We start from the raw sequence: 25,752 nt of genomic DNA on the forward strand, positions 1-25,752 counted from the left end.
ATTGAAAATAACTTAAATTTTAAGTAAACTATAAAGGTGGAAGATATGTAACTGAATTTCATTACAGCTAAATTCTGGGGAGAAAATAGGGGAGGTTGTTTTATGAGACAAAGTGAATTGTATTGCATCGGGAAGGTTGGAGAGATATGTAATTTATCAAAAAAAGCACTTAGGTATTATGATAAAATGGGGATATTATCGCCTGATAAAGTGTCTGATGAAAGCGGGTATAGATATTATAGTAAAAAAACTTTATTATCTGTACCAATGATAAAATACTATAAACAAAGTGGCTTTAAACTTGAAGAAATGAAGGAATTTCTTGAAGGAACATCTTATTCAGTTTTTGAAAAGAGCTTTAGAAATAAAATAGATGAACTTAAGGAGGAAGAAAGTGAAATAAATTTAAAACTTAAATCTATAAAAGATTGGTATGATCTTATAATTGAAGCCCAGACAGTTATAGAAAATGATATTAAAGAAGTTTCAGTAAAATATGTGGACAGCTGTAGAATGGTGTACTTAGATCAAAAATTTAATTATGATTATATGGATTCTATAATAAATATAGAATTTACTAATTATATAGAAGATATAAATAATGCAATAACTGGTCCTGTAATAATACAGTTTCCGTCTTTTGAAGATAAGATGAATGGAAAGTGTAATAAAATGAAAATAATGCAGGAAACAATATTAAAATGTAAAGAGTGTAAAACAGTTGAATTTGGTGGATGTATGGTAGCATCTTGCTATCATGTAGGCTCACATGAAACAATTAATGAAACATATAAAAAGATAAGAGATTGGGCAGAAAAAAATAAATACAAATATGAAAATAATTCATACGAAAGATATGTTACTGATTATTGGACAACTAAAAATACTGATAAGTTTGTAACAGAAGTGATGGTTAAGATTAGTAGGGGTAAAAAATAATGACTTGGGTGAAAACGTTACCCTTAGGGTAACGTATAAATTATAAATAAAAGCATTTTAAGGGATAAATTATTATAGATTTATCAGTTAAGATGCTTTTTATATTTTTTAAATTAAAAAAATCAGTATAATTCTACATAATTACAAATATTGGATGGTACTTTTAAAACCTTTAATACAATAGGTTTAGGTCTAGTTAAGTAAAAAATTAATGAAAAGAAAATCTATATTAAAAATTTATAGAGATAAAACTAAACAGTGCAATTAAAATACATATTGACTTTCCCCTATAGGGAAAGGACTATAATTTAATCAAGAGTAAAAAATACCTACAAACATACATAAGATGAAAAGTTATTCCATAATTTCAAAACAAATAAAATATCCTAGAGATAAAATTATAACAAGTGTAATTAAACTCAAAGGAGTTCTTGTAGTGCTTTTAATAAGTAATTTTATACTTATTAAAAGTTTAGTATGGTCATTATAAATCTTTATTTAATGATAATATACAATCAAACGTGATAACGTTTAAATGGAGGGAGTTTTATTTATGAGTGAAATGTCAGGAGCGGCTAATTCGTCAGCAATTGCTGCTAAAAAGAAATTATCATCTAATTTCCTTAAAAAAGGTATTTCTATCGCATTATTCTCAGGTCTTATGTATGGATTTTATTCCGCATTTATGACACTTGGAATGAAGAAAGGTGTTTGGGCCGATTGGTATGGCGATAACAATGCAGGCTTATCAGTACTTGTAATTACATATTTACTGGGAGCTCTTGGTAGTGCAGTAAATGATACATGTAGTGCTGTTTGGGCAATGATTTATGCAACTATAAAAGGAAAAATTGGTGATTTCTTTAGATGTATTAGAACAACTCCAGGTGGAGTAATGATTCTAGCTGCTCTTATTGGAGGCCCAATTTCAAGTACAGCTTATGTTGTTGGACTTCAAATGGCTGGATCAATAGTTATTCCTATTACAGCTCTTTGTCCAGCTATCGGTGCTATCTTAGGAAGAATATTATTTAAGCAAGAATTAAATAAACGTATGATGGCTGGTATTGCAATTTGTGTTGCTTCAAGTTTTCTTATTGGTAGTACAAGCCTTTCAGGAGATGCCCCAGAAGGAATGTTCCTTGGATTATGCATTGCATTTATAGCAGCTCTTGGATGGGGATTTGAAGGATGTGTTGCTGGATATGGTACATCAATGATTGATTCAGAGATTGGAATTACAATCCGTCAAGCAACATCAGGTTTATCAAATCTAATAATTCTAGTTCCTATTTTTGGAATGATATTTGGTGATGGAGTTGGTTTTTCAGCTAATTTAGTTGTTGAAGCATTTACAAGTAGTTCTTCTATGATTTGGTTTGCGTTAAGTGGACTTTGTGCATTCGTTTCATACATGTGCTGGTATAACGGTAATAGTATGTGTGGTGCAGCTCTTGGTATGGCATGTAATGGTACTTATTCATTCTGGGGACCATTCTGTTGTTGGATTGTACTTGGAGTATTCGCAGGAATGGATGGATGGGCATTACCTCCAGTAGTTTGGATTGGAGCTGTTCTAATGATTTTTGGTATTCTAGTTATTGCTATGAATCCACTTGATTTATTTAGAAAGAAGAATAAAGATACTGATAAGGAGGTAGACCATTATGAAGCCACTTAATTATGCTATATTAAAGCATTTTACTACTGTTGAAGAAGCCTGCGCTAATGATGTAATTAATGCATTAAAAGGTGAATATGGTAAATTTAAAGCTCTTAATAAGAAAGATATAATTACAGCTTTAATGACAGCAGAAGCAAATGGCCTTCTTGAGGAAACAAGATTTGATATGGATAACAATGGTGAGCTAAGAGTTTACTATCATGCTCATGAAGAAGGAGCAGCAACAATAAATAGATATATTAAAGACTAAGATAATTTCTTAAAAGGAGAGGGGGGAATTGTGAATGAGATATTATGGTGATGAAGCATTAGGTCTTGTAGAAACAATCGGATTAGTTCCGGCACTTGAGGCAGCTGACAAAATGTTAAAGGCTGCAAACGTTGAATTAATATCATATGAAAACGTTGGATCAACCCTAGTTACAATTATGGTTAAAGGTGATGTAGCAGCAGTTAGATCAGCTGTAGAAGCAGGTGCTGAAGCAGCAGCTGCAATAGGTAAGCTAACAGCAAAAAATGTTATGCCACGTCCTATTAGAGAAGTTGGAGATATTGTTTCAGTACATGATATAGATTCTTAAATTTAATGAAAGGAAAGGTGTTTAAATGGCACGTTATGAAGCTTTAGGATTAATTGAAACTTTTGGCTTAGTTTTCGTTTTAGAAGCAGCAGATGCCATGTGCAAAGCAGCAGATGTTGAACTTATAGGTTATGAAAACGTTGCATCAGGATATATATCGGTTCTTGTTCGTGGAGATGTAGGAGCTTGTAAAACAGCAGTTGAAGCTGGAGTAAAAGCAGTTGAAAGTATGGAAGGTGGAAACCTTTATAGTTCAGTTGTTATTGCAAGACCTCACCCAGATCTTGAAAAGATTATTGAGCGTTACAAAATTACTAATTTGATGCCTTAAAAGTAAAAGAATATTATAGTTATTTCTTATAAAAAGGAGAGAAAAAAATGAATATAATAGATAACGATTTACTCTCCATGCAAGAATCGAGAATTCTTGTTGAAAATGCTCGTGAAGCTCAAAGAAAATTAGCAACTTTTTCACAAAAAAAGCTTGATGAAATTGTTGAAAGGATGACTGAAGAAATAGAAAAGCATCTTTCAGAACTTGCAATGATGTCTAGTGATGAAACAGATTACGGAAAATGGGAAGATAAGTATATAAAGAATCATTTTATCTGTAAGTATCTAAGTCACAGATTAAAAGGTATGAATTGTGTTGGAATAATTAGTGAAGATAAAGAAAATAAAACAATGGATGTAGGTGTACCTATGGGAGTAATAATCGCCTTTTGTCCATCAACAAGTCCAGTTTCTACCACAATATATAAGGCCTTAATTGCAATAAAATCAGGAAATGCAATTATATTTTCACCTCATCCAAGAGCTAAAAATACAATTTCAAGAACTTTAGATATTTTGATTCGTGCAGCTGAAGGATATGGGCTACCAGAAGGAGCACTTACATACCTTCATAATGTTACAAAAAGTGGAACATTAGAGCTAATGAATCATAAAGATGCTTCATTAATAATAAATACAGGTGTACCAAGTTTACTAAAAGAAGCCTATAAATCTGGAAAGCCAGTAATATATGGTGGAAATGGTAATGGACCAGCTTTTATAGAACGTACAGCAGATATAAAACAAGCTGTTAAAGATATAATTGCTAGTAAGACTTTTGATAATGGAGTTGTTTCAGCAGCTGAACAGTCTATTGTGGTAGATAGTTGTATCGAATCTGAAGTGAAGAAAGAGCTAGAAAAAAATGGTGCTTACTTTATGAATGAAGAAGAGTCGAAGAAACTTGCTTTAATTTTCTCCTATAATGGTGGAAGTGCTGAATCAGATGTTGTTGGTAAATCAGCACAAGAATTAGCAAAAAAAGCAGGCTTTAGTGTCTCTAATGATGTAAAAGTTCTTATTTCAAAGCAAAAGTATGTTTCACAGAATAATCCTTACTCTAGGGAAAAACTTTGTCCAGTTTTAGCATATTACATTGAAGATGACTGGATGCATGCTTGTGAAAAATGTATTGAATTATTACTAAGTGAAAGACAAGGACATACTCTAATTATACATTCAAGAGATGAGGAAGTTATCCGTCAATTTGCACTAAAAAAACCAGTAGGTAGAGTGCTAGTAAATACACCTGGAGCTTTAGGAAGTATGGGAGCAACTACTAATTTATTTCCTTCAATGACATTAGGTAGTGGTTCTGCAGGACATGGTATGACATCTGATAATGTTTCACCAAGAAATCTAATATATATTAGAAAAGTTGGATATGGAGTGCGTAAAGCTAATGAAATCGTTAATGATAAATTAGAAGAAAGTACATCTTTATCTAAAGAGGTTGAAGTAAAAGAAGGTTGTACTTTAGATAATGTAGAATTTCTAGAAAGCCTATTAAAGAAGGTAATACAAAATTTAAAATAGAAGATAAGATTATAAATATGAAAAATATTTAAAGAATGAGAGGTAAGGATTTGGATATTCGTGAATTTTCAAATAAGTTTATGGAAGCTACTCAACATATGTCTTCTGAAGAACGTGAATCTTTAATGAAGATGTTTGAAAGTATATCAAAAGAAATTTCAAAAGAAGAACCTGTTTCAAAAACAGTATTAAATAATGAAGGCGATAAAATTCCAGATGGAATAACAAATCGTTTAGTAAAATTAAAGGAAAACTATTTAAAACAAGTTCCAACAATAACAACACATCGTGCAAGAGCTATTACAAAGATAGCTAAAGAAAATCCTGGTATGCCTAAGATTTTATTACGTGCTAAGTGTTTTAAATATTGTTGTGAAACTGCACCATTAGTAATTCAAGATAATGAACTTATTGTAGGAGCTCCATGTGGTGCACCTCGTGCAGGAGCATTTTCTCCGGATATAGCATGGAGATGGATGGTTGATGAAATTGATACTATAGGTAATCGTGCTCAAGATCCATTCTATATTTCTGAAGAAGATAAGAAGATTATGAAAGAAGAATTATTCCCATACTGGGCAGGTAAATCAGTTGATGAATACTGCGAAGATCAGTATCGTGAAGCCGGTGTTTGGGAACTTTCAGGTGAGTCCTTTGTTTCAGACTGTTCATACCATGCTATTAATGGTGGAGGAGACTCAAACCCAGGATATGATGTAATTTTAATGGAAAAGGGTATGTTAGATATTCAACGTGAAGCTAAAGAGAATCTTGAAAAGCTTCAGTATGAAAATCCTGATGATATAGAAAAAATATATTTCTATAAAGCAGTAATTGATACTACAGAAGGCGTAATGATTTATGCTAAGCGTTTATCAGAATATGCTGCAGAATTAGCTGCTAAAGAAACAAATCCTAAGCGTAAAGCAGAACTTCAAAAGATATCTGAAGTTAATGCAAGGGTACCAGCTCATAAGCCAAGCACATTCTGGGAAGCAATTCAAGCAGTTTGGACTATAGAATCTTTACTAGTAGTTGAAGAAAACCAAACAGGTATGTCTATAGGACGTGTGGATCAATATATGTATCCATATTATAAAGCTGATATTGAATCAGGCAGAATGAATGATTTTGAAGCATTTGAATTATCAGGCTGTATGCTTATTAAAATGTCTGAAATGATGTGGATTACAAGTGAAGGTGGTTCTAAGTTCTTCGCTGGATATCAACCATTTGTTAATATGTGTGTTGGTGGTGTTACAAGAGATGGACGTGATGCTACAAATGATTTAACTTACTTACTTATGGATGCAGTTCGTCATGTTAAGATTTATCAACCATCATTAGCATGCCGTATTCATAAGAAATCACCACATAAATACCTTAAAAAGATAGTTGATGTAGTTCGTGCAGGAATGGGATTCCCAGCTTGTCACTTTGATGATGTACACATAAAGATGATGTTAGCAAAGGGAGTTTCTATTGAAGATGCAAGAGATTACTGTTTAATGGGTTGTGTTGAACCTCAAAAATCAGGAAGACTTTATCAATGGACATCTACTGCTTACACTCAATGGCCAATATGTATAGAACTTGTACTTAATAATGGTGTACCTCTTTGGTATAAAAAACAAGTTTGTCCAGATATGGGTAATATAGATAACTTTAGAACTTATGAAGAATTTGAAATTGCAGTTAAGGAACAAATTAAATATATAACTAAGTGGAGTAGTGTTGCTACTGTAATTTCACAACGTGTTCACAAAGATCTTGCTCCAAAACCTTTAATGTCTATAATGTATGAAGGTTGTATGGAAAAAGGTAGAGGCGTTGAAGCTGGTGGAGCAATGTATAACTTTGGACCAGGAGTAGTATGGAGTGGACTAGCTACTTATGCAGACTCTATGGCTGCTATTAAAAGGTTAGTATTTGAAGAAAAGAAATACACATTAAGAGAATTAAATGAAGCATTAAAGGCTGATTTTGTTGGATATGAAAAGCTTAGAAAAGATTGTTTAGAAGCACCTAAGTATGGTAATGATGATGATTACGCAGATTACATTGCTGCTGACTTAATCAATTTTACTGAAATGGAGCACCGTAAATTTAAAACTTTATATTCAGTACTAAGTCATGGTACTTTATCAATCTCTAATAACACTCCATTTGGTCAATTAACTGGTGCAACAGCTAATGGACGTAGAGCATGGATGCCATTATCTGATGGTATAAGTCCAACTCAAGGTGCAGACTATAAGGGACCAACAGCAATAATTAAATCTGTATCAAAAATGGCTTGTGACAATATGAACATTGGTATGGTTCATAACTTTAAGCTTATAGCTGGACTTCTTGATACAAAAGAAGGAGAAGAAGGTATTATAACTTTATTACGTAGTGCTTGTGCTCTTGGACTTGGTGAAATTCAATTCAACTATTTAGATAACAATACCTTAATTGAAGCACAAAAACATCCTGAACAATATCGTGATTTAATTGTTCGTGTTGCAGGATATAGTGCATACTTCGTTGAGTTATGTAAAGATGTTCAAGATGAAATTATCAGCAGAACTATGCTAACACATTTTTAAAACACTTTAAATTGTTTTGTAAATTACAGACAAGTAAATAAATATCTTTTGACTATAAATTAATTTTTATAAATCTTGCCACTGAAATTAAAGATTTTGGTGGCAAGGTAACAATTAAATTATATATTTAAAGTTATGATAAATGAGACTGGAGACTGAATAGTATGGGGAATAAAAACTTAGGTATAATCGAACGAAAAGCAACAATTTTCAATGTACAAAAATACAATATGTACGATGGACCAGGAGTAAGAACTCTAATATTTTTTCAAGGATGTCCATTACGTTGTAAATGGTGTGCTAATCCTGAGGGAATTTTAAAGAAATATAGAGTTATGTTTAAAAGTAATTCATGTGTTGATTGTGGTGCTTGCGTTTCTGTTTGTCCGGTTGGAATACATACTATTTCCAACGAAACTTTAAAGCATGAGGTAAATCGTAATATTGATTGTATTGGGTGTGGAAAGTGTGCTAATGCTTGCTTAAACTCAGCATTATCCATAGTAGGAGAAGTAAAAACAATTTCTGAACTTGTAGAAATTGTTGAAGAAGATAGAGAATTTTATGAAATTTCAGGTGGGGGTGTTACCTTAGGTGGTGGTGAAGTTTTAATGCAACCAGAAGCAGCTAGTAATTTACTTATGGCATGCAAACAAGAAGGTATAAACACTGCAATTGAAACCTGTGGATATGCAAAATTAGAATCAGTATTAAAGGCTGCGGAGTTTACAGATTTATTTCTATTTGATATGAAGCATATTGATTCAGACAAACACTTTCAACTAACTGGAGTGAGAAATGAACAAATATTAGAGAACTTAAAAGAACTTCTTCGTCGCAAATATAATGTTAAAATCAGAATGCCTTTATTAAAGGGTGTAAATGATTGTCAAGATGACATTGAAAATGCTATGAAATTTTTAATTCCTTTTAAAGATTACAAGAATTTTAAAGGAATTGACTTACTTCCATATCACAAGATGGGAGTAAATAAATACAAACAATTAGGAATGGAATATCCAATTGAAGGAGATCCAAGCTTAAGTAATGAAGACTTAGATAGAATTGAAAGTTGGATTAAAAAATATGATTTACCTGTTAAAGTGATTCGTCACTAAATAAATAAAAAATGGAAGGTAAGGTTTATGGGAGAATTTCTTGAAAGAAATATACAACGTGTTATACAAGAGTCAGTGCCGGGTAAGCAAATTACAATAGCTCATGTTATTGCTTCACCTATGCCAGATATCTATGAACGTTTAGGAATAGATGAAAAAGGAGCTATAGGAATTTTAACTTTAACTCCTTATGAAACTGCTATTATTGCAGCAGACATTGCTACAAAGGTCGCAGATGTTGAAATTGGATTCTTAGATCGTTTTACAGGATCTGTAGTTATAAATGGAGATGTACAGAGCGTTGAAACTGCACTTACTGCTGTAAATGATACGTTGAAAAATTTACTTGGGTTTACACCTGCTCCCATTACAAGAACATGAGAAAGAAAAGAATAATGGTAATTGGCCCTTCAAGATGTGGAAAAACCACATTAGTAAATGAATTAAATAATTACCAAGGTGAATTAAAAAGAACACAGGATATGATTTATGGTAAAAATACCATTGATGTCCCAGGATCATATATAGAAAATTCTTGGATGTATAAGCATATAATTGCAGCAGCACAAGATGCATCACATGTATTAATTTTAATTGACCAATCAAGATGCGCAGATGTGTATCCTCATGGATTTGCAAAGTCCTTTAGATGCCCTGTAATAGGAGTAATAACTAAATGTGATTTAATGCCAGAAAATAAAGAAAATTGCTTAAGACAATTAAAAATCATAGGAGTTTCAGAGCCATATTTTCACATTAGTTTTTCTAAAAGGATAGGTATTGATGATTTAAAAGAATATTTATTAAAAGAAGGGTAAAACAAAGGGGGCAATGATGAAATTTATTACTGAAGAGTATTTAAGAGATTTGTATAAGAAAGAACCCTTTAGTACTTATCAATTAGTTCAGGGAGAGCGCCTTACACCTGGAGCAAGACAATATATTTCTGATAGAGGTATAAAAATGTTAGATGAGGTTTCTTGCAAGAATAAGGAAAATCCTGAAGTAAAGCAATCAGAAATATTGCCAAGGGGAAATAACAATAAGAAGAAGCTTTATTATAAATTAAAATCTATTGAAGCAATATTCCTTGTTACAAGTAGTGATATTTTAAAAGAAGATATTATCATATCACAAAATATTATTGCCTTAGGTAAGAAGATTACAAATATTAGAAAATTTATAGATGGAAAAAGTGAATTAGAGATTCTTAGTTGTCAAGAATGTACTGGAATAAATTCAAATAATTTTTATGATGACATTGGTGACTGCTTTGAAATTACAGAGTTTTATATGCAACTTGAAAAAAGCAAGGAAATTCTAAAATTGCATACACTTCGTTGTGCTCTTCATGAATTAGAACCTTATGTTTTTGAAGTTTATGAAGATGATGACAATTTAGGGAAAGATGTTATTAAAAATATAAATTCAATTATTAATACCATATCCCAAATGATTTGTTCAATTATTGGAGGAAAGAGATGTCAGAGAGAGAATTAACTTTTGAATATTGTGATAAGCTTGTTCATGACTTTGAAGAAGTTATAAACAAGCCCATTATAGAAAAATCATCAACTTACTATACAGGCGTTGATTTAGGTACTGCATGTGTGGTACTAGCTGTTTTAGATGAAAACTATAAACCAGTTGCAGGAGCCTATAGATATGCAGATGTAGTTCGTGATGGTATGGTTGTTGACTATATTGGTGCTGTTAAGATTGTAAGAGAATTAAAAGAAGATCTTGAAGAAAAATTAGGCGCAGAGCTACTTTATGCAGCAGCAGCAATTCCACCAGGAACAGACGCTTTAGATTCAGGAGCTATTAAAAATGTAGTGCAAGCAGCAGGGTTTGAACTTACAAGTATATTAGATGAACCTACAGCTGCAAATAAAGTTCTTAAAATTGAAAATGGAGCAGTCGTAGATATAGGTGGTGGAACAACAGGTATTTCTATATTAAAGAATGGGGAAGTCGTTTATGTAGTCGATGAGCCAACAGGTGGAACTCACTTTTCATTAGTTATTTCAGGAGCTTATGGCATGTCTTTTGCAGAAGCAGATAAATTTAAAAGAGACAATAAAAGGCATAAAGAATTACTTCCAGTATTAAAACCTGTAGTTGAAAAAGTTTCATCTATTATCAATGAACATATAGAAGGCCATGATGTTAAAGAGATTTCTTTAGTAGGTGGAACTTGTTGTTTAACTGGAATAGAAGAAATCATCCAAAAACAAACAGGAATATATACACATAAGCCCCAAAATCCAATGTTTGTTACACCACTCGGAATAGCCCTTAGCTGTACAAAAGAAATTATTGAATAAGGAGAGTGAAAAGATATGGAGTTTAGGATTATAAAATCGCCCTCTGAAGGGACTATAGATATTCTAAAACGACGTATGGGAGTAAATTGCAAAACAGATTTAAATACTATAGATGCAGTTGGCCTTGTTCAAGGAAGAATGATAGAAATGATTTGCGCTGCAGATATTGCAGAAAAAGCTGTTGGAGTTACAGTTGAGGATATTAAAGGAAGTTGTCCTCAAAATATGATTTTAATTGCTATTTTTGGAGATACAGCTTCTGTGGAGTCAGCAGTCAAGGAAATTAAAATCAAGATGGAAGAAGGAAAAGCATTATGATAACAGCAAAACTTATTGGCAATGTATGGGCAACTAGAAAAGCTGAGTCACTTAGTGGTTTTAAGCTTATGTTAGCTGAGGAAATTGGTGGAATCAATGAAGGAAGAAGACTAATAGTAGTAGATATTATTAGTGCAGGTATAGGTGATAGAGTAATTATATGTACTGGATCCTCTGCCCGTAGAATGTTAGGTAATGATGATATTCCAGTTGATGCAGTTGTTGTAGGAATCATTGATGAAGATTGTGATTTTAGATAAATTCAGGAGGTATAACAATGAGTCTTTTAGATAAAGTAAAAGAGGCAGGAGTTATTGGTGCAGGTGGAGCAGGTTTTCCTACCCATGCTAAGTTAGCATCAAAGGCAGAATACATACTTCTCAACGGAGCTGAATGTGAACCTCTTTTGAGAGTTGATCAACAGTTAATGGAGATATTTCCAGACGAGATAATAAATGGATTTGAAGCAGCTAGAGAACTAGTTGATGCAAAGACAGGAATTATAGGAATTAAAGGAAAGCATAAAGAAGTAATTAATATTTTAAGAGATAGAATTAGCAAATTACAATTAGAAAATTTCATTGAAGTAAAAGAACTTCAAGATATTTATCCAGCAGGGGATGAACAAGTACTTGTTTATGAGCTTACAGGAAGAGTTGTTCCAGAAGCTGGCATTCCAATTCAAGTTGGTTGTGTAGTTGTTAATAGTGAAACAGCTTTAAATATCTATAATGCATCTATTGGAAAATCAGTTACAGAAAAGTATATTACTGTGTCAGGAGATGTTCCAAATCCTGTAACTGTAAAAGTACCAGTTGGTACTCCTATTATAGATGTATTAAAGCTTAGTGGAATCAATAACTTTGAGGATTATGCAGTTATTGATGGGGGCCCAATGATGGGACCTGTAATGAAAAGTTTAGATGGATATGTTACAAAGAAAAACAAGGGATTTGTAATACTTAAAAAAAGTCATTCACTGATTCGTAAGAAGTCTGTTAGCATGGATCAAGCTAAAAGAGTAAATAGAGCATCTTGTGAACAATGTAGAATGTGTACTGATATGTGCCCACGATATCTACTAGGTCATAACACTCAACCTCATAAAATGATGAGAGCTATGGCATATAATCTTGATGATATGGAAGGACAAAAAATATCTCAACTATGTTGTCAATGTAACTTATGTGAATTATTTTCTTGTCCAGCTGGACTTTATCCTAAAGCAGCTAATTTATACTTTAAACAAAAGCTTGCTGAAAAGAATATTAGGTATAAGCCAGTGCAAGATAAATTTGAAGGAAGACAAGCTCGTGAATATAGATTAGTTCCAAGTAAAAGACTTATTGCTAGGCTAGGATTAAGAGAGTTTGATAAACCAGCTCCTTTAACAGATATTACATTAGAACCTGAAAGAGTTTATATTGCAAAGCAACAGCATGTAGGTGCGCCATCTATTTGCAGTGTGAATATAGGTGACCATGTTCAGGCTGGCGATTTAATAGGTAAAGTTCCAGAAGGAAGTTTAGGTGCTCCAATTCATACAAGTATTTCAGGAACTATTATAGAGATTGAAAATGATTTTATAACTATAAGGAGGGATTAATGTGGCTAATGCAATAGGAATGGTTGAATTTACAAGCATTGCGCGTGGAATTTATTCAGCGGATCAAATGCTTAAGACTTCAGAAGTTGAAATAGTTACTGCTAGTTCTGTTTGTCCAGGAAAATACATTGCAATAGTTAGTGGCGACGTTGCAGCTGTAAAGGAATCAGTAAGTGTAGGAGAAAAAATGGCAGGAGAGTTTTGGATTGACTCAATAATTATTCCAAATGTAAGTCCATTGGTTTTTCCAGCAATTACAGGAGCAACAATGCCTGAGAGAATACAGGCACTAGGAATTTTAGAATCCTTCTCTATAGCAAATATGGTTATAGCTGCAGATGCTGTTTTAAAGGCTGCTAATTTGGAGCCAATAGAACTTAGACTAGGAACAGGCCTTGGAGGAAAGTCTTTCTTTACCTTCACTGGTGATGTAGCTGCAGTTGAAGCAGGTATTGATGCAGGAAAGTCCATTATGGAGGAAAAAGGGTTGTTAGTTAATGCAGAAATTATACCATCTCCGTCTGACAGATTACTACAGTCTTTACTCTAAAAATGAGTAAAAACATTATATAAAATTAATTTTATAATGAAAGGATGTGAGTAAATGAAGAGGTTAATTAGTGCAAAAGATGTTGAAGCCTTAATAAAACAAGGTGAAACAAAATTTTATATTGATAGTAATGTAATTATTACACCATCAGCTAAAGATTTAGCAAAGAATAATGGAATAGAGTTCACTACAGAAGCTCCTAAATGTGAGACAAAGTCCTGTGAAGTAAAACAAAATGAAGCACAAAAAATTTGTGTAGATGGACTAGATAGTGAAATGCTTTTAACATTTTTCAAAACTATGATGGATAAAGGTCTTGTGCAAGAAATGCTTAATTGCTTAAACAAACCAAATACACCTTACTCTTTTGAAAGTGATAAAGGTGGTTTAAAGGTTGTTAGAGGTAATACAGTTAAAATGGATGTATTTGATACAGGTAATCCAAATGTAAAGGCTTATTATCAGGAATTAGTTAGCAAAGATGAATCTAAAATGAGTGCTGGATTTTTAACAATAGAAAATTCACGCTTTGATTGGGAATTAACTTATGAAGAAATCGATTATGTTATTGAAGGAACTTTAACAGTGGAGATTAATGGAAAGACCTATACTGCATATCCTGGAGATGTACTATTTGTACCATCAGGCTCTAAGGTAGTTTGGGGTTCACCAGATAAGGCAAGGGTATTCTATACTACTTATCCTGCAAACTGGGCGGATCTTTTATAGTAAACTTTGGGGGGATTAAGCTATGAAGGCACTTGGATTAATAGAAACAAGAGGACTATTAGCAGCAATTGAAAGTGCAGATACAATGCTTAAAGCAGCAGATGTTAGCATTTTTGATAAAACTTATGTTGGTGGTGGACTTGTTTCAGTAGCAGTAACTGGAGATGTAGGTGCAGTAAAAGCAGCAGTAGAAGCTGGTGTTGCAGCTGTTAAAAAGCTTGATAGTTCATTGCTTGTTTCAGAACATGTAATACCACGCCCACATGAAGAGTTAGATAGTATTATTGGAATTAAAAATACAACAGTTAGCATAGAAGATTCTAATATAAATGATACTGCTAATGATGATACTGATAATATTGATGATATTAATGTTATTGATAAGATTGATAACGATACTGATATCAATGTTAATAAGGGTAGCGATGATAACAAAGATATTAATCTTAATAAAGATACTGATATTAGCATTGAAAATATAAATGAAGCTTACAATCACAATGATGAAGCTAACATTGTAATTGAGAATATAGAAAACATAGCTGATGAAAATTTAAAAGATGAAAATAAAACTAAATCTTTAGAAATTGATATAGAGAATTTACAGAAAGATACTGTAGATAATCTAGTAAAAGATAGTGGAATGGAAGAAGCTATAAAAGTTTTAAATACTCTTAATTTAATGAACCTTAGAAATTTAGCTCGTCAATATGATGATTTAGAGATTACAAATAAAGCAATCTCAAAAGCAAGTAAGAAGATAATAATTAGTAAAATAAAAGCATATTACAAATAACTTTAATACACAAATATTCTAAAAGGAGGAATGACAAAATGGGAAATTTTGATAAAGATTTGCGCTCTATACAAGAAGCAAGAGATCTTGCAAGATTAGGAAAAGTTGCAACAGAAAAAATTGCAGATTATACAGAAGAACAAATTGATAGAATTTTACGTAATATGGTTAAAGTTGCTGAAGAAAATTCAGTATGTTTAGCGCAAATGGCTGTAGAAGAAACTGGGTTTGGTAAGGTTAATGATAAGACCTATAAAAACCATATGGCATCTACAATATTATATGACGCAATAAAAGATATGAAGACTATTGGTGTAATTAGAGAAGATGAGGTAAATAAGCTGATTGAAATTGCAGAGCCGGTTGGCTTAGTAATGGGAATAGTACCATCTACAAATCCAACATCAACTACTATTTTTAAGTCTATGATTGCAATTAAATCTAGAAACGCTATAGTATTTTCACCACATCCATCAGCAGCAGAATGTACAATTAAAGCAGCTAAATTAATGAAAGATGCAGCTATTGAAGCAGGAGCACCTGAAGATATTATTGGATGTATTTCTATACCAACCATTGGAGCAACAAATGAAGTAATGAAAAGTAAAGAGGTTGCTATCATTATAGCAACTGGTGGCCCAGGTATGGTAAAAGCTGCTTATAGTTCTGGTAAGCCTGCACTTGGAGTAGGGGCAGGAAATTCTCCGGCATATATAGAGAGAAGTGCTAATGTTGAAAAAGCTGTTAGAAATATAATTGCAAGTAAGACATTTGATAATGGTACAATATGTGCATCAGAGCAATCAATTATATGTGAAGAATGCAATCATAACTTAGTTGTTGAAGAATTCAAAAAGCAAGGTGGATATTTTATGACAACAGAAGAAACTAATAAAGTTTGTGCTTTGTTGTTTAAGAATGGACACAATATGAATGCTAAGTTTGTAGGTAGATCTCCGCAAGTTATTGCAAAAGCTGCAGGAATTTCTATTCCAGAAGGAACTAAAGTACTTATCGGAGAGCAAAAAGGTGTAGGAGAAGGTTATCCTTTATCTTTTGAAAAGCTTACAACAGTACTTGGATTCTATACAGTAAAAGACTGGAAAGAAGCGTGTGAATTAAGTATTCAATTACTTCAAAATGGAATTGGACATACAATGAGTATTCACACTGAAGATAGAGATATAGTAATGAAATTTGCTAGAAAACCAGCTTCACGTATTTTAGTTAATACTGGAGGTGCACAAGGTGGAACAGGTGCAAGCACAGGTCTTATGCCATCATTTACACTTGGCTGTGGTACTTGGGGAGGTAGTTCAGTATCTGAAAATGTTACCCCAATGCATCTAGTTAATATAAAGAGAGTTGCTTATGGCTTAAAAGATTGTGCAACATTAGCATCAGATGATCCAACTTTCAATCGTATAAAAACTGCTGAGAACTGTCATGCTACACAAAATCAATGTGGAACTTTAAGTCCTGCTGAATATGTAGCAGCATCAAAGTGTGATAACACTGAGAATAGCACATTTACTAATAATGAAGAACTTATGAAATTAGTTAATCAGATAGTAAAGGCGATGAAGGGGGAACAATAGATGGATGGATGTGAAGCTATATTGAAGCTTTTACTGGAAGCTGTACAAGCTAACGGAGCTAATACAGAAGTGAAAAATGATTCATCTGAAATTCCAGTAGGTGTTTCAAATAGGCATGTACATCTTTCACAGAGGGATCTAAATATTTTATTTGGTGAAGATTATCATCTGGCAAAAATGAAAGATTTGTCACAGCCTGGACAGTATGCATGCAAAGAGACTTTAACAATTTGTGGACCAAAGGGAGCTATTGAAAAAATTAGAATCCTTGGGCCTACAAGAAGTAAAACTCAGGTTGAAGTATTAGCTGGAGATTGTTTTAAACTTGGTGTTACTAAACATCCAAGATTATCTGGTGATTTGTGCAAAACACCTGGAGTCACTTTAATTGGACCAAAAGGTTCAGTTCAGCTTGAAGAAGGAGTAATAGTTGCACAAAGACATATACACATGACACCAGAAGATGCTAAAAGCTTTGGTGTTTCAGATGGTCAAGTAGTCTCTATAAAGTTTGATGACTTAAGAGGTGGTATTTACAGTAATGTAGCTATTAGAGCAAATGATGCCTCTAAACTTGAATGCCATATTGACACTGAAGAAGCAAATGCTATGAATATTAGCTCTAGTTCAAAAATCAAAATTATAAAGTAAAATATAAATTAAAAATTTTTAAAATATAAATCAAAAAACATAAATTAAAGATTAGCTTATAAAATAAAAATTATAATATAAAATTATTAAACAAAAAATTATTAAATAAAATGGAGGATTTTAAAATGAAATATGATGCTTTAGGAATGATCGAAACAAAGGGATTAGTTGGTTCAATAGAGGCTGCAGATGCTATGGTTAAGGCTGCAAATGTTTATCTAATTGGTAAAGAATATGTTGGTGGTGGTCTTGTAACAGTTATGGTAAGAGGAGATGTAGGAGCTGTTAAAGCTGCTACTGATGCTGGTGCTGCTGCTGCACAACGTGTTGGGGAGTTAGTTTCAGTTCACGTAATTCCTCGTCCACACTCAGAAGTAGAAGTAATACTTCCAGCAGCTAAAGACGCTACAAAATAATTAACATAAAAGGAGATATTGCAAAACTATTTTGCAATATCTCCTTTTTACTTAACACTCCTAACGAGTCTAAAAATTCCCAATAACTATTTTATCTCTGGAACATCTATAGTTATAGCTGAATTTTCTACTTCTTCAGATGTTCTACTATCATATATTTTTATTGTGTACTTTTTCTTTCCTACATATTCAGATGGTAATATAGTTTTACCTATTTTAGCAAGTTCTTCTGATCCTCCATAAATACTTGTATTTCCCATATTTATTTGATCCCCATTTTCATCAAATATAGCATAGTAATAAGGGTCTCTTTCTTTTCTATTTATATTTCCAAGTTCTCCTCTGTTTTCAGATTTGAAAATTGCTGCAAAGGGTGAGAAAGATATTTTATCTAAATAAATACTTCCTTCTTGAATCTTTATCTCTTTATTAAGTACAACTGTTTTTGAAGTAGATTCCTTTGATTTTTGTAGTTCTAGTTTAGCTTTCTTTTCATTTTTTAATTTACTTACATAATCTGTTGCAACTACTTCCGCTTTAATATTTTCATCTAAATTTAGATCTCCAATATATTCCCACACTACCATAGAAAACTTATTACTTTCTATTTTTGTATCTACATTAGAACCATAAGAGTATCCATTCTTCTCAAAATCTAATCTTACTCCTATTTGCATATGCTCATTAGGAGATAAATCTTTACCATCTTTTCTTTCTAAGCTATATGCATAAACTAAAAAGTTATCATCATATCCAATATTATTTACTGTTACTTCATATTCTCCCAAATCTAGGTTAACAACTTCATCATTTGTATATTTTAAATATAAATCTGCTGTAACGGCATCATTTATAATTTCCTTTACTCCCAAAATATTTTTCAATATGTCAGTTCCATATGTTTTTATAACGGGAGTTAAAACTAAACATAGCATAACTACTGCTATTGCTTTTACAAAGCTACTTTTTTTATTTTTATTTCTATTTTTATCTGGGAGATTTTTTAATGTATCTTTATAGAAGTCTTTAAATTCTTTATTAATTTCTTTATTTTTCTCTTCATTTAACATTTCTTCTAGTTTCATTTATTATCATCTCCTCTTTACTTATTATCTTCTTTAAACTTTCTTTTGCTCTTGATAATTTTGATTTTACTGTACCTTTAGGAATTTCCATTAAATCACTTATTTCTTTATAGCTTAGGTCATTAAAATAATATAAAATAATAATCTTCTTATGTTCATCAGATAAACCATCCATACATTGCCTTATTTCAATTTCTGCAAAGCCATTGTCAATATATTGCTCTTCTATTTGTGAATCTAGATATATTACATTTTTTTCTCTTTTTAAAAGATCCCTACACTTGTTTCCTAATATCTTTAATAACCAAGACTTAAATGAGTTATCATTTTTTAAAGTGCTTATTTTCTCATAGACAACTGTTATAGTTTCTTGCACTGCATCCTTGACAAGCTCATCATTATTTAACATATATTTTGCAAATAAATATACATCTTTTTCATAAGTTTTAAGTAGCTCAATGAAAGCCTCTTTATTTCCTTTTTTAGCTTTTTTGATTAATAATTTTTCGTCCATATGTTCCCTCCTTATACCAACTAGACTTTATAAATAGCTGATTTGTTCCATGTTTAGGAAATTTTTTATTAATAATATCTAAGTGTTCTTCAAATAGAAATTCAGCAGTTCTGTATGAAGAACGACTATATTTTAATATCACTTACATATATAATTATATATGTAAATAATATACTGTAAGTAGAAAGAAAGAAAATTATGAAATTAAAAAAGTAGTTTATTAAGTTTTAACGAAAATTTATGAGGTGTAAGTATGAAAAGTGCAATATTAGAAAAAGGTGAAGAAGTTTATACTAAGCTTGGTAAGATTTTTACTGCCATAGATAATGAGCAAATAAAATATAATTGGCTAATTACTAATTGTGAGTGTTATTCTGTAAATCCAAAATTCGAAGAACTATTTTCTAAGGAATTTGTTTGGGTTGAGGGAGAAGAATTGACGAAAATTATTAACGAAGAGGACATTTATTTTATATGGGGAGTATTTTCTGCTTTTGAAAAAGATATAACTCTTGAAAAAGTATTAGAATATGATTTGCCTTTTGCAGATGGAAACAGAGGATTTTGGGTAGATGAAGTAGAAATTCAGCACACTCTTGCCAGTATTGAAGTTGTAGCATGGGATGGCGTTAGTACTATATTTATTAGTAAAGAAGATCACTTAGTAGATAAGTTTAGATGTTTTTTTCCATTGTCTAAAGGTTTATCAGAACAAAATACAAGAGATAATTCTGAGATTGCTTATATAGAGAAGCTATTAATAGAGAAATTATTTGAAAGAAATATTCAAATCAGTGAATCAATATTATTAAAGAAGTATTTTATATGGAATAAACTATATTTAGAGAGGAAAATTGAAGTTAATGATGAAGATATTATAATGTACATAAATAAAGTGTTAGATGATATGGATTTATAATAATGCTGTAAATAAACTTGGTTTTATTATAAGATATGGTTTATATAATAAAGCATAGTATAGATAATAAACATCTATATAATATGAAGAGGTAAAAACTATTTTTATAATGTATTGGAGGTTGAGTATGAAGTATATTTTTATGAGTGAAAGTTATATATCAGCATTTACAGATATTATTGATGCTGAACTTCATAAGCATTATATGCTTCAATTATTTATGAGCTATAAGGATAATTTAAATATAGAAGTAAAGGGTGAAGATATATCTTGCAAATGTATTATTGTGAACACGAATGTAGAGCATTGTTTTTCTTCAGATAATAATATTCATTTTACAATGCTTATAGATGCAACATCTGATATTGCTCAACAATTTAAGAAAAAATATCTATTAGGAAAAGAGTATTGTGTACTTGATTGTTGTGAAATTAGATTACTTCAAAAAGAGTTTGAGCAACTAGTTAAAGATTTGGACATAGAAAAATATAGTGATTTTACTTCTTCAATGTTTAATATTTTAGAAATAGAAGTAAACAAAAAAAATAAATATGATGAACGAATTCTTAAATCACTTAAAATGTTAGATGAATATGATTATGATGCTAATTTTTTAAAAGAATTTTCTAAAATGGTTTCATTATCTGAAAGTAGGATATCTCATTTATTTAAGGAGCAGATAGGGATACCTCTTAAAAGCTATATTGTATTATGTAATTTGAAAAAAGCATATATGTATTTATTAGAAAATGGTAGTATAACAGATGCAGCAATGAAAGCCGGCTTTGATAGTCCATCACATTTTGCTTATACAAGTAAGAAGTTAACGGGTATGTCAGCGAAAAATATTCGTAAAGATAGCGTATTTTTGAAAGTTCCTAATTTTAAAATAGAGTAAAATATAGCCAATAAAGAAAATGGAGGTTATATTTTATGGAAAAATATTTAGAAGAAACAAAGCTTTTAGATTTTTCATCAGATTGCATTAGAAAGCTAGTTGAAGAAAAGCAATGGAGAAATCTTAGTGATTATAATAAAATTCTTGAGATATATAATTATGTAAAAAATGATATTGCCTTTGGGTATAATGAGGATGATGGAATCCCTGCCTCAAAGGTTTTAGAAGACGGATATGGACAGTGTAATACAAAAGGGATTTTATTTATGGCATTATTGCGTGCAGTTGGAGTTCAGTGCAGGATGCATGGCTTTACAATAGATAAAATACTACAAAAAGGTGCTATGAAAGGCTTATACTATAAGCTTTCACCTAAGGAAATAGTTCATAGTTGGGTAGAAGTTTATTATAATTCTAAATGGTATAACCTTGAAGGATTTATTTTAGATGTAAGTTATCTAAATAAATTACAAAGTAGATTTTCAGATTTTACAGGCTCTTTTTGTGGATATGGAGTAGCAACAAAAGATTTTCAAAATCCAATAATTGATTGGAATGAAAATGACACATATATACAAAAAGAAGGTATTTTAAGAGATTTTGGTGTATTTGATAATCCAGATGAATTTTTTAAAAATCATAGTCAAGCAATTAGTCCTATGAAAAAATTTATTTATAGAAAATTTATTAGACATTTGATGAACAGAAACATTAGTAAAATTAGAAATTCTAAATAATATCTTATAATATTTTGACAATATTTAAAACTACTGATAAAGTTAAGAAGCACATAATTTAATGAAAGAGGTATGATTATGGAAATTAACTTTGAAAATCTTAAAATAAATGAAAAAATTATTAATGGATTAAATGCTATGGGAATAAAAGAACCTACAGAAATACAAAAGAAAATTATCCCTTTAGCTATTGATAAAGTAAATTTAATTGGACAGTCTGAAACAGGAACAGGAAAGACTTTAGCTTATCTTTTACCTATAATAGAAAATATTGATACAAGCAAAAAAGAAATGCAATGTATAATACTAGCTCCAACTCATGAATTAGCTATTCAAATTAATAATACAATAAATGAAGTTAAAAAATCATCAGGACTAGATATTACTTCTACATCTTTAATCGGTAGTGCTAATATCCAAAGGCAAATAGATAGTTTAAAAGCAAAACCTCATATTATAGTTGGCTCTGCTGGAAGAATATTAGAGTTAATTCGTAAAAAGAAAGTATCTGCTCATACTATAAAAACTATTGTAATTGATGAAGTAGATAAACTTTTAGATAAAAATAATCTTCCTGTTATAAAAGATATAATAAAATCTACTCAAAAACAAACTCAAGTTATGATGTTCTCTGCTACATTAAATGGAAAAACTTTAGATATTGCTAAGACTTTAGCTAATGATATAAATGTTGTAGCAGTTAAACATAATAAAGTTAATGAAAATATAAATCATAGCTACATAAAAACTGATGGCAGAAAAAAGATTGAAACTTTAAGAAAGCTTATAAATGCACTAAAAGCTGAAAAAGTTTTAGTATTTAATAATGATAGTTATACTACTAACACAGCTGTTGAATATTTAAAATTTAATAATGTAAAAGTAGATGCTATTGGTGGTAATGGAAAGATGGAAGATAGAAAAAGAGCTTTAGAAAGTTTTAGAACGGGTAAAATTCAAGTTTTAATTGCTTCGGATGTAGCTGCTAGAGGTTTAGATATAAAAGGTGTAACTCATGTTATTAATTTAGACATTCCTGAAGACTCTAATGATTATCTACATAGAGCAGGAAGAGTCGGAAGAGCAGGGGAAACTGGAGATGTATTTTCTTTAGTTGATGAAAGAGAAGAAAAGATAATAGAAATGCATGAAAAGAACTTTAAAATTAATATTTTACAAAAGAATCTCTATAAAGGAAATGTAGAAGAGTAGAGTAGTTGTTAGTTTTAAATTAGTTATTAGACTTAATAAACGTGATATAAATGAAGAAAAGTCACAGAATATCTATGAAGATCATTTAAATGATTATCATAGATATTCTGTGACTTATTTTTATATTCAAAAATGAAATTTTTTGTCTTAATGTATAGAAAAAAATGTATATTTGTATTATAATTTCACATTGAGGTATAATTTAGTAAAAATGGATATATAAAAATAATTACAAAGGAGAAATAGATGAAAAAAAATAAATGGTTAATTATTCTAATTATGCTTTTGGGAGGATTAGTTTTAATTTTAGCAGGTTGCTCTAAGAAAATTGGAATAATAAGGTTAGCCTCTCAAGGAAAAGTGGATAATAAAAAAAATATAGAATCTTTAGAAGAAAAAGAGGAGTCTAATAAAGTAGAAATAGAACAAGAAACTGAAATAGAAAAAGTATCTACTTATGAAGAAGGAAATATAGAGAATATATCTATTTCAGAGTCTAAAGAAGTATTTAATCAATTAGAAATAAGACAAGAAGTATCAGGCCAAAGAAAAATTGGACAAGACTTATCTATTCAATGGGAAACAAGCTTAGATACTATTAATATGCTTCTTCCTGATATAAACTCAGAACCAAGAATAGAAACAACTACTCATGTTGTTATTCATTTTATAAGTAATGCTTCTAACAACCCAAATAATCCATATGAAATTAATGATATATACTCTATTTTAGAGCAATATGGAGTATCTTCTAATTATGTAATCGATAGAGAAGGGAAGATTTATCTTTTTGTACCTGAAAATAGAGTTGCTTACCATGCAGGACCTGGAAAGCTTATAGATTACCCTGAATATGAAAATAGGTTAAATCATTATTCAATAGGAATAGAGTTACTTGCTATTGGTACTAGAGAAGAGATGATTCCAGTGATAACAGCTGAGAAGTTTGACTTAATAAATCATTCTTTATTAGGATATACAGATGCTCAATATGAATCACTAAATGTATTGTTAGAGGACATCATAAAGAGAAATCCTAGTATAATAAAGGATAGAAGACATATTATAGGGCATGATGAATACAATCCAGGTGTAAAAACTGACCCAGGTTCTCTATTTGATTGGACTAGAATTGGATTCTAAATTAGAGAAAAATGTCTAAAAGAGCCAAAGATTAAAGGTAATATATAATGATAAAATTTATAATTACATATTGACTATTTTAACATATATGCTAAAATTAATAGTAATTTAAAAAGATATATTAAATAGCTTCGTATAACCCTAATAATATGGATTAGGGGTTTCTACCAAGAACCAATAATTCTTGATTACGAAGAAATCATTTTATTTGTGATTTCTTCGTAATCAAGAATTTTTTTTTATATAAAATTACTTAAATTAAAAATATATAAGGCTATTTATATTTTAAAGAATTTTAATTTATATTTTACATAAAGAAAATGTTTTTAAGGAGGAAAAATTATTATGGATACTAAGAACTTACCTAAAATAGAACTACACTGTCATTTAGATGGTAGCTTAAGAGTTGAGACAGTTATAGAATTAGCTAAAAAAGAAAATATAAAATTAGACAGTTATGATTATGATTACGTTAAGAGTTTACTGACTATTTCAGAAGAGTGTGATTCACTAGATGAATACTTAAAGAGATTTGATCTACCTAATAAAGTTTTGCAAACAAAAGAAAATTTAAAAAGAGTAGCTTATGAACTTTTAGAAGATGCTGCAAAGGAAAGTGTTAAATACATTGAAGTTAGATTTGCACCAGTATTTCATACACAAGAAGGACTAGATTTAGAAGAAATTATAGAAAGTGTTATAAGTGGAATAAAGGATGCAGAAGAAAAATACGACATTAGAGGTAATGTAATAATTTCTTGTATAAGAGGATTAGATTTAGAGCACGTATATCAATCTATAAATGCAGGTGAAAAGTATATTGGTAGAGGTGTTGTAGCAATAGATTTAGCAGCATCTGAAAGAGAAGATTTTGCTTATGAGTATATAGAAGCAATGAAGGTTGCTAAGGAAAAGGGATTTAGAATTACAATACATGCAGGAGAAACTGGCTTTGGCAAAAATGTAAGAGATGCAATAAACCTTTTAGGAGCTGAAAGAATAGGTCATGGAGTGTATATATATAATGATGATGAGGCATATAATTTAGTTAAAGAAAATGGGGTAACATTAGAAATGTGTCCTAAAAGTAATCTTGATACAAAAGCTGTAATATCATATGAAGAACATCCTATATATAAATACCATAAAGATAGTATCAAAGTTAATATTAGTACAGATAACAGAACTGTTTCTAATATAAGTTTAACAGAAGAAACAAATAAAGTGATAGAAATATTTAATGTAAATATAGATGAGTATAGAAAGATTTATATAAATAGTGTAAATGCAGCCTTTTGTGATGAAGAAACAAAGGTAGGTTTACTTTCTTTTCAAATTTAGTAAAATAGATAAGTTATAGATATTATTTTGATTATTATTAGAAAAGTTATATAATCCTAGAAAAAAAATTAGATAATTCTGAATAGAAATATATAAAATGTATATATGTTTAACATCAACATATAATATG

The 25,752-nt window shown here is 30.6% G+C and carries 29 protein-coding genes and 1 riboswitch; of the genes, 27 read left to right on the forward strand and 2 right to left on the reverse strand.

Going from position 1 to position 25,752, the window contains the following annotated elements; genetic code table 11:
- Positions 1-102 precede the first annotated feature (102 nt).
- The 21 genes from ACZJV1_RS08310 (at position 103) to eutM (ending at position 17,773) form a co-directional block, all read left to right on the forward strand.
- On the forward strand, positions 103-939 hold the full coding sequence (locus ACZJV1_RS08310) for a MerR family transcriptional regulator (protein ID WP_460288904.1): 837 nt from the start codon (positions 103-105) through the stop codon (positions 937-939).
- Positions 940-1,492: 553 nt separating this feature from the next.
- Positions 1,493-2,620, forward strand: coding sequence for a hypothetical protein (locus tag ACZJV1_RS08315; protein ID WP_460288905.1), 1,128 nt, complete (start codon positions 1,493-1,495; stop codon positions 2,618-2,620).
- Positions 2,607-2,873, forward strand: a complete 267-nt coding sequence (locus ACZJV1_RS08320; RefSeq protein WP_411167479.1) for a hypothetical protein — start codon at positions 2,607-2,609, stop codon at positions 2,871-2,873. Before ACZJV1_RS08315 ends, ACZJV1_RS08320 begins: the two co-directional genes overlap by 14 nt.
- Before the next feature lie 34 nt (positions 2,874-2,907).
- A complete protein-coding gene (locus tag ACZJV1_RS08325) occupies positions 2,908-3,204 on the forward strand; it encodes a BMC domain-containing protein (protein ID WP_411167480.1) in 297 nt (98 codons plus the stop codon).
- A gap of 25 nt (positions 3,205-3,229) precedes the next feature.
- Complete coding sequence (locus ACZJV1_RS08330; RefSeq protein WP_411167481.1) at positions 3,230-3,535, forward strand: BMC domain-containing protein; 306 nt, start codon at positions 3,230-3,232, stop codon at positions 3,533-3,535.
- A 47-nt stretch (positions 3,536-3,582) separates the two neighbouring features.
- Positions 3,583-5,073 (forward strand): aldehyde dehydrogenase family protein, encoded by a 1,491-nt coding sequence (locus ACZJV1_RS08335; RefSeq protein WP_463652006.1) that lies wholly within the window; start codon positions 3,583-3,585, stop codon positions 5,071-5,073.
- A gap of 50 nt (positions 5,074-5,123) precedes the next feature.
- Positions 5,124-7,664: a choline trimethylamine-lyase gene (cutC, locus tag ACZJV1_RS08340; RefSeq protein WP_460288907.1), complete on the forward strand. Its 2,541-nt coding sequence runs from the start codon at positions 5,124-5,126 to the stop codon at positions 7,662-7,664.
- 164 nt (positions 7,665-7,828) lie between these two features.
- Complete coding sequence (cutD, locus tag ACZJV1_RS08345; protein ID WP_463652007.1) at positions 7,829-8,782, forward strand: choline TMA-lyase-activating enzyme; 954 nt, start codon at positions 7,829-7,831, stop codon at positions 8,780-8,782.
- A gap of 27 nt (positions 8,783-8,809) precedes the next feature.
- Positions 8,810-9,163 (forward strand): BMC domain-containing protein, encoded by a 354-nt coding sequence (locus ACZJV1_RS08350; protein WP_460288909.1) that lies wholly within the window; start codon positions 8,810-8,812, stop codon positions 9,161-9,163.
- Complete coding sequence (locus ACZJV1_RS08355; RefSeq protein ID WP_460288910.1) at positions 9,160-9,600, forward strand: EutP/PduV family microcompartment system protein; 441 nt, start codon at positions 9,160-9,162, stop codon at positions 9,598-9,600. Before ACZJV1_RS08350 ends, ACZJV1_RS08355 begins: the two co-directional genes overlap by 4 nt.
- A gap of 13 nt (positions 9,601-9,613) precedes the next feature.
- Positions 9,614-10,282: a cobalamin adenosyltransferase gene (locus tag ACZJV1_RS08360; protein ID WP_463652008.1), complete on the forward strand. Its 669-nt coding sequence runs from the start codon at positions 9,614-9,616 to the stop codon at positions 10,280-10,282.
- A complete protein-coding gene (gene eutJ / locus ACZJV1_RS08365) occupies positions 10,264-11,109 on the forward strand; it encodes an ethanolamine utilization protein EutJ (RefSeq protein ID WP_463652009.1) in 846 nt (281 codons plus the stop codon). The genes ACZJV1_RS08360 and eutJ overlap by 19 nt, the downstream gene beginning before the upstream one ends.
- Before the next feature lie 15 nt (positions 11,110-11,124).
- A complete protein-coding gene (locus ACZJV1_RS08370; protein WP_460288913.1) occupies positions 11,125-11,427 on the forward strand; it encodes a BMC domain-containing protein in 303 nt (100 codons plus the stop codon).
- On the forward strand, positions 11,424-11,687 hold the full coding sequence (locus ACZJV1_RS08375; RefSeq protein ID WP_460288914.1) for a EutN/CcmL family microcompartment protein: 264 nt from the start codon (positions 11,424-11,426) through the stop codon (positions 11,685-11,687). Before ACZJV1_RS08370 ends, ACZJV1_RS08375 begins: the two co-directional genes overlap by 4 nt.
- 17 nt (positions 11,688-11,704) lie before the next feature.
- On the forward strand, positions 11,705-13,033 hold the full coding sequence (locus ACZJV1_RS08380; protein ID WP_463652010.1) for a 4Fe-4S dicluster domain-containing protein: 1,329 nt from the start codon (positions 11,705-11,707) through the stop codon (positions 13,031-13,033).
- Between the two features lies 1 nt (position 13,034).
- The gene (locus ACZJV1_RS08385; RefSeq protein ID WP_460288916.1) at positions 13,035-13,583 is read left to right on the forward strand and encodes a BMC domain-containing protein; all 549 of its coding nucleotides are present in this window, start codon (positions 13,035-13,037) and stop codon (positions 13,581-13,583) included.
- Positions 13,584-13,637: 54 nt separating this feature from the next.
- Positions 13,638-14,312, forward strand: a complete 675-nt coding sequence (locus ACZJV1_RS08390) for a cupin domain-containing protein (RefSeq protein WP_411167492.1) — start codon at positions 13,638-13,640, stop codon at positions 14,310-14,312.
- Between the two features lie 22 nt (positions 14,313-14,334).
- Positions 14,335-15,108 (forward strand): BMC domain-containing protein, encoded by a 774-nt coding sequence (locus ACZJV1_RS08395; RefSeq protein WP_463652011.1) that lies wholly within the window; start codon positions 14,335-14,337, stop codon positions 15,106-15,108.
- 38 nt (positions 15,109-15,146) lie between these two features.
- Positions 15,147-16,706 (forward strand): acetaldehyde dehydrogenase (acetylating), encoded by a 1,560-nt coding sequence (locus ACZJV1_RS08400; protein ID WP_463652012.1) that lies wholly within the window; start codon positions 15,147-15,149, stop codon positions 16,704-16,706.
- A complete protein-coding gene (locus ACZJV1_RS08405; protein ID WP_411167495.1) occupies positions 16,707-17,357 on the forward strand; it encodes a phosphate propanoyltransferase in 651 nt (216 codons plus the stop codon).
- Between the two features lie 125 nt (positions 17,358-17,482).
- A complete protein-coding gene (gene eutM, locus ACZJV1_RS08410; RefSeq protein WP_460288921.1) occupies positions 17,483-17,773 on the forward strand; it encodes an ethanolamine utilization microcompartment protein EutM in 291 nt (96 codons plus the stop codon).
- 86 nt (positions 17,774-17,859) lie between these two features.
- On the opposite strand, the gene ACZJV1_RS08415 is transcribed toward eutM, so the two are convergent.
- Both ACZJV1_RS08415 and ACZJV1_RS08420 read right to left on the reverse strand, forming a co-directional pair.
- The gene (locus ACZJV1_RS08415) at positions 17,860-18,858 is read right to left on the reverse strand and encodes a hypothetical protein (protein WP_463652013.1); all 999 of its coding nucleotides are present in this window, start codon (positions 18,856-18,858) and stop codon (positions 17,860-17,862) included.
- A complete protein-coding gene (locus ACZJV1_RS08420) occupies positions 18,833-19,372 on the reverse strand; it encodes an RNA polymerase sigma factor (RefSeq protein WP_463652014.1) in 540 nt (179 codons plus the stop codon). The genes ACZJV1_RS08415 and ACZJV1_RS08420 overlap by 26 nt, the downstream gene beginning before the upstream one ends.
- Positions 19,373-19,625: 253 nt before the next feature.
- Here ACZJV1_RS08420 and ACZJV1_RS08425 point away from each other — a divergent pair, with 253 nt between their 5' ends.
- From ACZJV1_RS08425 to add, 6 genes are all read left to right on the forward strand, one after another.
- The gene (locus ACZJV1_RS08425) at positions 19,626-20,291 is read left to right on the forward strand and encodes a DUF2691 family protein (protein WP_463652015.1); all 666 of its coding nucleotides are present in this window, start codon (positions 19,626-19,628) and stop codon (positions 20,289-20,291) included.
- Positions 20,292-20,418: 127 nt separating this feature from the next.
- Positions 20,419-21,189: a helix-turn-helix transcriptional regulator gene (locus ACZJV1_RS08430; protein ID WP_463652016.1), complete on the forward strand. Its 771-nt coding sequence runs from the start codon at positions 20,419-20,421 to the stop codon at positions 21,187-21,189.
- A 35-nt stretch (positions 21,190-21,224) separates the two neighbouring features.
- Positions 21,225-21,926: a transglutaminase-like domain-containing protein gene (locus ACZJV1_RS08435; RefSeq protein ID WP_463652017.1), complete on the forward strand. Its 702-nt coding sequence runs from the start codon at positions 21,225-21,227 to the stop codon at positions 21,924-21,926.
- Between the two features lie 78 nt (positions 21,927-22,004).
- Positions 22,005-23,138, forward strand: coding sequence for a DEAD/DEAH box helicase (locus ACZJV1_RS08440; protein WP_463652018.1), 1,134 nt, complete (start codon positions 22,005-22,007; stop codon positions 23,136-23,138).
- A gap of 246 nt (positions 23,139-23,384) precedes the next feature.
- The gene (locus ACZJV1_RS08445; RefSeq protein ID WP_463652019.1) at positions 23,385-24,281 is read left to right on the forward strand and encodes an N-acetylmuramoyl-L-alanine amidase; all 897 of its coding nucleotides are present in this window, start codon (positions 23,385-23,387) and stop codon (positions 24,279-24,281) included.
- A 111-nt stretch (positions 24,282-24,392) separates the two neighbouring features.
- Positions 24,393-24,492, forward strand: a riboswitch (purine riboswitch).
- A gap of 134 nt (positions 24,493-24,626) precedes the next feature.
- Positions 24,627-25,622 (forward strand): adenosine deaminase, encoded by a 996-nt coding sequence (gene add, locus ACZJV1_RS08450; RefSeq protein WP_463652020.1) that lies wholly within the window; start codon positions 24,627-24,629, stop codon positions 25,620-25,622.
- Positions 25,623-25,752 lie beyond the last annotated feature (130 nt).

Source organism: Clostridium sp. LS3, from assembly GCF_055330225.1.

Bases quoted from the DNA above. Each gene is read 5' to 3' on its own strand.
- ACZJV1_RS08370 (WP_460288913.1), top strand. From the start codon at position 11,125: ATGGAGTTTAGGATTATAAAATCGCCCTCTGAAGGGACTATAGATATT.
- ACZJV1_RS08425 (WP_463652015.1), top strand. From the start codon at position 19,626: ATGAAAAGTGCAATATTAGAAAAAGGTGAAGAAGTTTATACTAAGCTT.
- ACZJV1_RS08420 (WP_463652014.1), bottom strand. From the start codon at position 19,372: ATGGACGAAAAATTATTAATCAAAAAAGCTAAAAAAGGAAATAAAGAG.
- ACZJV1_RS08325 (WP_411167480.1), top strand. From the start codon at position 2,908: ATGAGATATTATGGTGATGAAGCATTAGGTCTTGTAGAAACAATCGGA.
- ACZJV1_RS08445 (WP_463652019.1), top strand. From the start codon at position 23,385: ATGAAAAAAAATAAATGGTTAATTATTCTAATTATGCTTTTGGGAGGA.
- ACZJV1_RS08315 (WP_460288905.1), top strand. From the start codon at position 1,493: ATGAGTGAAATGTCAGGAGCGGCTAATTCGTCAGCAATTGCTGCTAAA.
- ACZJV1_RS08335 (WP_463652006.1), top strand. From the start codon at position 3,583: ATGAATATAATAGATAACGATTTACTCTCCATGCAAGAATCGAGAATT.
- ACZJV1_RS08405 (WP_411167495.1), top strand. From the start codon at position 16,707: ATGGATGGATGTGAAGCTATATTGAAGCTTTTACTGGAAGCTGTACAA.
- ACZJV1_RS08440 (WP_463652018.1), top strand. From the start codon at position 22,005: ATGGAAATTAACTTTGAAAATCTTAAAATAAATGAAAAAATTATTAAT.
- ACZJV1_RS08390 (WP_411167492.1), top strand. From the start codon at position 13,638: ATGAAGAGGTTAATTAGTGCAAAAGATGTTGAAGCCTTAATAAAACAA.
- ACZJV1_RS08310 (WP_460288904.1), top strand. From the start codon at position 103: ATGAGACAAAGTGAATTGTATTGCATCGGGAAGGTTGGAGAGATATGT.
- ACZJV1_RS08360 (WP_463652008.1), top strand. From the start codon at position 9,614: ATGATGAAATTTATTACTGAAGAGTATTTAAGAGATTTGTATAAGAAA.
- ACZJV1_RS08395 (WP_463652011.1), top strand. From the start codon at position 14,335: ATGAAGGCACTTGGATTAATAGAAACAAGAGGACTATTAGCAGCAATT.
- ACZJV1_RS08430 (WP_463652016.1), top strand. From the start codon at position 20,419: ATGAAGTATATTTTTATGAGTGAAAGTTATATATCAGCATTTACAGAT.
- add (WP_463652020.1), top strand. From the start codon at position 24,627: ATGGATACTAAGAACTTACCTAAAATAGAACTACACTGTCATTTAGAT.
- ACZJV1_RS08320 (WP_411167479.1), top strand. From the start codon at position 2,607: ATGAAGCCACTTAATTATGCTATATTAAAGCATTTTACTACTGTTGAA.
- eutJ (WP_463652009.1), top strand. From the start codon at position 10,264: ATGTCAGAGAGAGAATTAACTTTTGAATATTGTGATAAGCTTGTTCAT.
- eutM (WP_460288921.1), top strand. From the start codon at position 17,483: ATGAAATATGATGCTTTAGGAATGATCGAAACAAAGGGATTAGTTGGT.
- ACZJV1_RS08355 (WP_460288910.1), top strand. From the start codon at position 9,160: ATGAGAAAGAAAAGAATAATGGTAATTGGCCCTTCAAGATGTGGAAAA.
- ACZJV1_RS08375 (WP_460288914.1), top strand. From the start codon at position 11,424: ATGATAACAGCAAAACTTATTGGCAATGTATGGGCAACTAGAAAAGCT.
- ACZJV1_RS08380 (WP_463652010.1), top strand. From the start codon at position 11,705: ATGAGTCTTTTAGATAAAGTAAAAGAGGCAGGAGTTATTGGTGCAGGT.
- ACZJV1_RS08415 (WP_463652013.1), bottom strand. From the start codon at position 18,858: ATGAAACTAGAAGAAATGTTAAATGAAGAGAAAAATAAAGAAATTAAT.
- ACZJV1_RS08350 (WP_460288909.1), top strand. From the start codon at position 8,810: ATGGGAGAATTTCTTGAAAGAAATATACAACGTGTTATACAAGAGTCA.
- cutD (WP_463652007.1), top strand. From the start codon at position 7,829: ATGGGGAATAAAAACTTAGGTATAATCGAACGAAAAGCAACAATTTTC.
- ACZJV1_RS08330 (WP_411167481.1), top strand. From the start codon at position 3,230: ATGGCACGTTATGAAGCTTTAGGATTAATTGAAACTTTTGGCTTAGTT.
- ACZJV1_RS08435 (WP_463652017.1), top strand. From the start codon at position 21,225: ATGGAAAAATATTTAGAAGAAACAAAGCTTTTAGATTTTTCATCAGAT.
- ACZJV1_RS08400 (WP_463652012.1), top strand. From the start codon at position 15,147: ATGGGAAATTTTGATAAAGATTTGCGCTCTATACAAGAAGCAAGAGAT.